5 protein-coding genes are annotated in these 4,569 nt (G+C 60.3%); all 5 read right to left on the reverse strand.

Annotated features, from left to right (window positions below):
* Positions 1-235 precede the first annotated feature (235 nt).
* Positions 236-1,300, reverse strand: coding sequence for a class II fructose-bisphosphate aldolase (gene fba / locus AC1RAC_RS28180; RefSeq protein ID WP_003177554.1), 1,065 nt, complete (start codon positions 1,298-1,300; stop codon positions 236-238).
* Positions 1,301-1,575: 275 nt separating this feature from the next.
* Complete coding sequence (locus AC1RAC_RS28185; protein WP_054898180.1) at positions 1,576-1,908, reverse strand: MliC family protein; 333 nt, start codon at positions 1,906-1,908, stop codon at positions 1,576-1,578.
* A 60-nt stretch (positions 1,909-1,968) separates the two neighbouring features.
* The gene (locus tag AC1RAC_RS28190) at positions 1,969-2,196 is read right to left on the reverse strand and encodes a hypothetical protein (RefSeq protein WP_003194953.1); all 228 of its coding nucleotides are present in this window, start codon (positions 2,194-2,196) and stop codon (positions 1,969-1,971) included.
* Positions 2,197-2,227: 31 nt separating this feature from the next.
* Positions 2,228-3,391 (reverse strand): phosphoglycerate kinase, encoded by a 1,164-nt coding sequence (locus tag AC1RAC_RS28195; protein WP_054898179.1) that lies wholly within the window; start codon positions 3,389-3,391, stop codon positions 2,228-2,230.
* 17 nt (positions 3,392-3,408) lie between these two features.
* A complete protein-coding gene (gene epd / locus AC1RAC_RS28200) occupies positions 3,409-4,464 on the reverse strand; it encodes an erythrose-4-phosphate dehydrogenase (RefSeq protein ID WP_003194958.1) in 1,056 nt (351 codons plus the stop codon).
* Between the last annotated feature and the right edge of the window lie 105 nt (positions 4,465-4,569).

Below are 4,569 nucleotides of genomic sequence, written 5' to 3' on the forward strand. Positions count from 1 at the left end.
AGCGTCAGGTGTGGATAAGAGACAGGCCAATATCCTCGGCGCCTGACACACTGCCATCGCGGGCAAGCCCGGCTCCCACATTGACCGTGCGTCGGCTCAAGGTCCGGTGTGGGTGCTACAGCACCGTTGCGACAAGCCAAAGAACGCCGTGGTTTCGGCGCTTCATCTGCAAGTTGATTAAATGGTGTCCATAAAAAAGCCCGCATCGCTGCGGGCTTTTATTAACACTTGAGGCTTAGTTCACCTTAGCGTTCAACTCACCTTTCAAATACCGCTGGTACATCGCTTCCAACGAGATCGGCTTGATCTTCGAAGCATTACCCGCAGTACCAAAGGCTTCATAACGCGCAATACACACATCACGCATCGCCGTCACAGTGGCGCCGAAGAATTTACGTGGGTCGAACTCGCTCGGGTTGGTCGCCATCAGGCGACGCATCGCACCGGTGGATGCCAGACGCAGGTCGGTGTCGATGTTGACCTTGCGCACGCCGTACTTGATGCCTTCGACAATTTCTTCAACCGGTACGCCGTAGGTTTCTTTGATGTCGCCGCCGTACTGGTTGATGATCGCCAGCCACTCTTGCGGTACCGAGGAAGAACCGTGCATCACCAAGTGGGTGTTAGGGATGCGCTTGTGGATTTCCTTGATGCGGTCGATGGCCAGCACGTCGCCAGTAGGTGGCTTGGTGAACTTGTAGGCGCCGTGGCTGGTGCCAATGGCGATAGCCAGGGCGTCGACCTGGGTCTTCTTGACGAAATCGGCGGCTTCTTCCGGGTCGGTCAGCATCTGGCTGTGATCCAGCACGCCTTCGGCGCCGATGCCGTCTTCTTCGCCGGCCATGCCGGTTTCAAGCGAACCCAGGCAGCCCAGCTCGCCTTCAACCGAAACGCCGCAGGCGTGAGCCATGGCCACGGTTTGTTGGGTCACGCGTACGTTGTACTCGTAGTCGGTTGGAGTCTTGCCGTCTTCGCCGAGGGAGCCGTCCATCATCACCGAGCTGAAGCCCAGTTGGATCGAGCGCTGGCACACGTCAGGGCTGGTGCCGTGGTCCTGGTGCATGCACACCGGGATGTGCGGGAATTCTTCGATGGCGGCGAGGATCAGGTGACGCAGGAACGGGGCGCCAGCGTATTTGCGCGCACCGGCCGAAGCCTGGACGATCACAGGGGAGTCGGTCTTGTCAGCGGCCTCCATGATGGCGCGCATCTGCTCAAGGTTGTTGACGTTAAAGGCTGGGACGCCGTAGCCGAACTCGGCTGCGTGGTCCAGCATTTGACGCATGCTGATAAGTGCCATTGTGTTGTCTCTCCCGGTCGAGGGTCGTTAATCGTGCAAGCCTGCCGTAGCGGCGGCTGCTATTCAAGTTATTGCAGATCAAGGGGTTGAGCTTGAGCTGCTGAATCGTTATTGCTGGTGTGGCTTAGCGCTAGTGCCACTGTGAAGCAGGTCAATGTGGGAGCTGGCTTGCCTGCGATGGCGGAGAACCAGTCGATATTGGCTTTGCTGACCCACCGCAATCGCAGGCAAGCCAGCTCCCACATTTTGATCTCATTGGACTTCAGATCGTATTCTCAGTTGGCTTTGCAGCCGCGCCCAATCAAATCATCCGTCGCTACCCAGTAAACCAGGCCTTCCTCACCTTTGGTGTGAAACGCCAACTGGCCGTCGCTGTACAGCACGCCCGAAGCGGCTACCTCTTGCTTGAGCCGATAAACCTGGTCCGAACCGCCGAGGCGAACATCCACTTCGGAGCGGGCCTGGTTGGCAAAGCGCCAGTTGACCTCGGCTTTGCTGTCGCAGGTCCAGGTGGTCCATTTGTCGGCTGGCTCTGCCTTGTCGAACAGGTTCATGCTGCTGCAGCCGGCCAACAGGGCCAGGGCTGCCAGGGCGAAAACGCCTTTCATTGCCAATCCTCGCAGGGCGACCTGGGGCCACCGTTGCTATCGGTTAGTGGATCAGACCCGTCATGGGCAACCCTGTTCCTGACCGTTGGGCGCGGAGTCGTATTTCTCCAGCCGTTCGTTGCCGATGCGCTTGTTGATCACCGGCATGGTCTCGGCTTGCCAGTCAGCCTGGTAACAGCTTTTTCTCAACGGTGCCTTGGCGTTATCCGCCTCCGGCGCCGCGCTGGGTGTGCTGCCGCAGCCGGCCAACAGGCCCGCTGCGATCACCAGTGCCAACGACTTGATCATGGGAACGCTCCTTTTCCTGATCACGCGAGCCTTAACCTTTGGCTCGGGTTTCCAGCACTTCCACGGCTGGCAACACCTTGCCCTCGACGAACTCGAGGAAAGCGCCGCCACCGGTAGAAATGTAGGAGATCTGATCAGCCACACCATATTTATCGATAGCCGCCAGGGTATCGCCACCGCCAGCGATGGAGAACGCCGAGCTTTCAGCGATCGCTTTAGCCAGCACTTTGGTGCCGTTGCCAAATTGCTCGAACTCGAATACGCCCACCGGGCCATTCCACAGGATAGTCTGGGATGCCTTGAGCAGCTCGGCGAAGTTGGCCGCCGTTTGTGGGCCGATGTCCAGGATCATGTCGTCGTCGGCCACGTCAGCGATAAGCTTGACGGTCGCCGCGGCGCTTTCCGCGAATTCCTTGGCAACCACCACGTCCACCGGCAACGGCACGCTGACCTTTGCGGCGATGGCGCGGGCGGTGTCGAGCAGGTCTGGCTCGTACAGGGACTTGCCCACCGGGTGGCCGGCAGCGGCCAGGAAGGTATTGGCAATGCCGCCGCCGACGATCAGTTGGTTGCAGATCTGGCTCAGGCTGTTGAGCACGTCCAGTTTGGTGGATACCTTGGAGCCGGCAACAATGGCCGCCATCGGTTGGGCCGGAGCGCCCAGGGCCTTGCCCAGCGCATCCAGCTCGGCAGCCAACAACGGGCCCGCCGCGGCGACCTTGGCGAACTTGGCCACGCCGTGGGTCGAACCTTCGGCGCGGTGGGCGGTGCCGAACGCGTCCATCACAAACACGTCGCACAGGGCGGCGTATTGCTGGGCCAGTTCGTCGCTGTTCTTTTTCTCGCCCTTGTTGAAGCGCACGTTTTCGAACAACACGATATCGCCGGCTTTCACGTCCACGCCGCCCAGGTAGTCTGCGACCAATGGCACGTCACGGCCCAGGGCCTTGCTCAGGTACTCGGCGACCGGCTTGAGGCTGTTTTCGGCGGAGAACTCACCTTCGGTCGGGCGACCCAGGTGGGAGCAGACCATCACGGCCGCGCCTTTTTCCAGGGCCAGCTTGATGGTCGGCAGCGAGGCCAGGATTCGCGCATCGCTGGTGACAACACCGTCCTTGACGGGGACGTTGAGGTCTTCGCGGATCAGTACGCGCTTACCTTGCAGATCGAGGTCGGTCATCTTCAACACGGTCATGGGTCGCAGTTCCTGAATTACTGTTGAGGTTGTTTAGAAGCGATGTGCAGATAGTGTTCGGCAACATCCAGCATGCGGTTGGCAAAGCCCCATTCGTTGTCGAACCAGGCCAGGATGTTCACCAGCCTGGGGCCGGAAACGCGGGTCTGGCTGGCATCGACAATCGCCGAATGCGGGTCATGGTTGAAATCGCAACTGGCGTGGGGCAACTCGGTGTAGGCCAACAGACCTTTGAGCGGGCCGCTGGTGGCGGCGTCGCGCAGGATTCGGTTGACCTCGGCCGCGTCAGTGTCACTGACGGTTTGCATGGTGATATCCAGGCAAGACACATTCACCGTCGGCACCCGTACGGCTTTGGCCTGGATTCGCCCGGCAAGTTCCGGCAGCAGTCGCTCGATGCCGCGCGCCAGGCCGGTGGACACCGGAATCACTGACTGAAACGCCGAACGCGTGCGGCGCAGGTCTTCGTGGTGATAGGCGTCGATGACCGGCTGGTCGTTCATCGCCGAGTGAATCGTGGTGATCGACACGTAATCCAGGCCGATCGCCTGGTCCAGCAGGCGTAACAACGGCACGCTGCAGTTGGTGGTACACGACGCGTTGGACACCAGCAGCTCATCGCCGGTCAGGCAATCCTGGTTGATGCCGTAGACGATGGTGGCGTCGACATCCGCCTCGCTGGCCATCGGCTGGGAAAACAGCACACGCGGTGCGCCGGCGTCGAGAAAACGCTGGCCATCGGCACGGGTGTGATAGACACCGGAGCATTCCAGCACCAGGTCGACGCCCAGTGCTTTCCAGTCGATGCCTTCGGGGGTGGCACTGCGCAACACTTGCACGCAGTTGCCATTGATATGCAGACAATCGCCTTCAACCCGCACTTCGCCAGGGAAGCGGCCGTGGGTGGAGTCAAAGCGTGTCAGGTATTCGATGCTGGCCATGTCGGCCAAATCATTGATCGCGACAATTTCAAACCCGGCCGCCGCCCCTCGCTCGAACAGAGCACGCAAGACGCAACGACCAATGCGGCCGTAGCCGTTGAGTGCAACTTTGTAGGGACGCGGTTGGGGCATGGGGTTCTCGATCAAGGTTAGTTCAGTGATGAATGTACTGGCGCCATCGCGGGCAAGCCCGCTCCCACAGTGGACCGTGATCCAAATGTGGGAGCGGGCTTGCCC

It is taken from the genome of Pseudomonas sp. GW823-FHT02F05 (assembly GCF_058797315.1).

Excerpts from the sequence above, each read along its gene's own strand:
- AC1RAC_RS28195 (WP_054898179.1), bottom strand. The coding sequence starts at position 3,391 with ATGACCGTGTTGAAGATGACCGACCTCGATCTGCAAGGTAAGCGCGTA.
- epd (WP_003194958.1), bottom strand. The coding sequence starts at position 4,464 with ATGCCCCAACCGCGTCCCTACAAAGTTGCACTCAACGGCTACGGCCGC.
- AC1RAC_RS28185 (WP_054898180.1), bottom strand. The coding sequence starts at position 1,908 with ATGAAAGGCGTTTTCGCCCTGGCAGCCCTGGCCCTGTTGGCCGGCTGC.
- AC1RAC_RS28190 (WP_003194953.1), bottom strand. The coding sequence starts at position 2,196 with ATGATCAAGTCGTTGGCACTGGTGATCGCAGCGGGCCTGTTGGCCGGC.
- fba (WP_003177554.1), bottom strand. The coding sequence starts at position 1,300 with ATGGCACTTATCAGCATGCGTCAAATGCTGGACCACGCAGCCGAGTTC.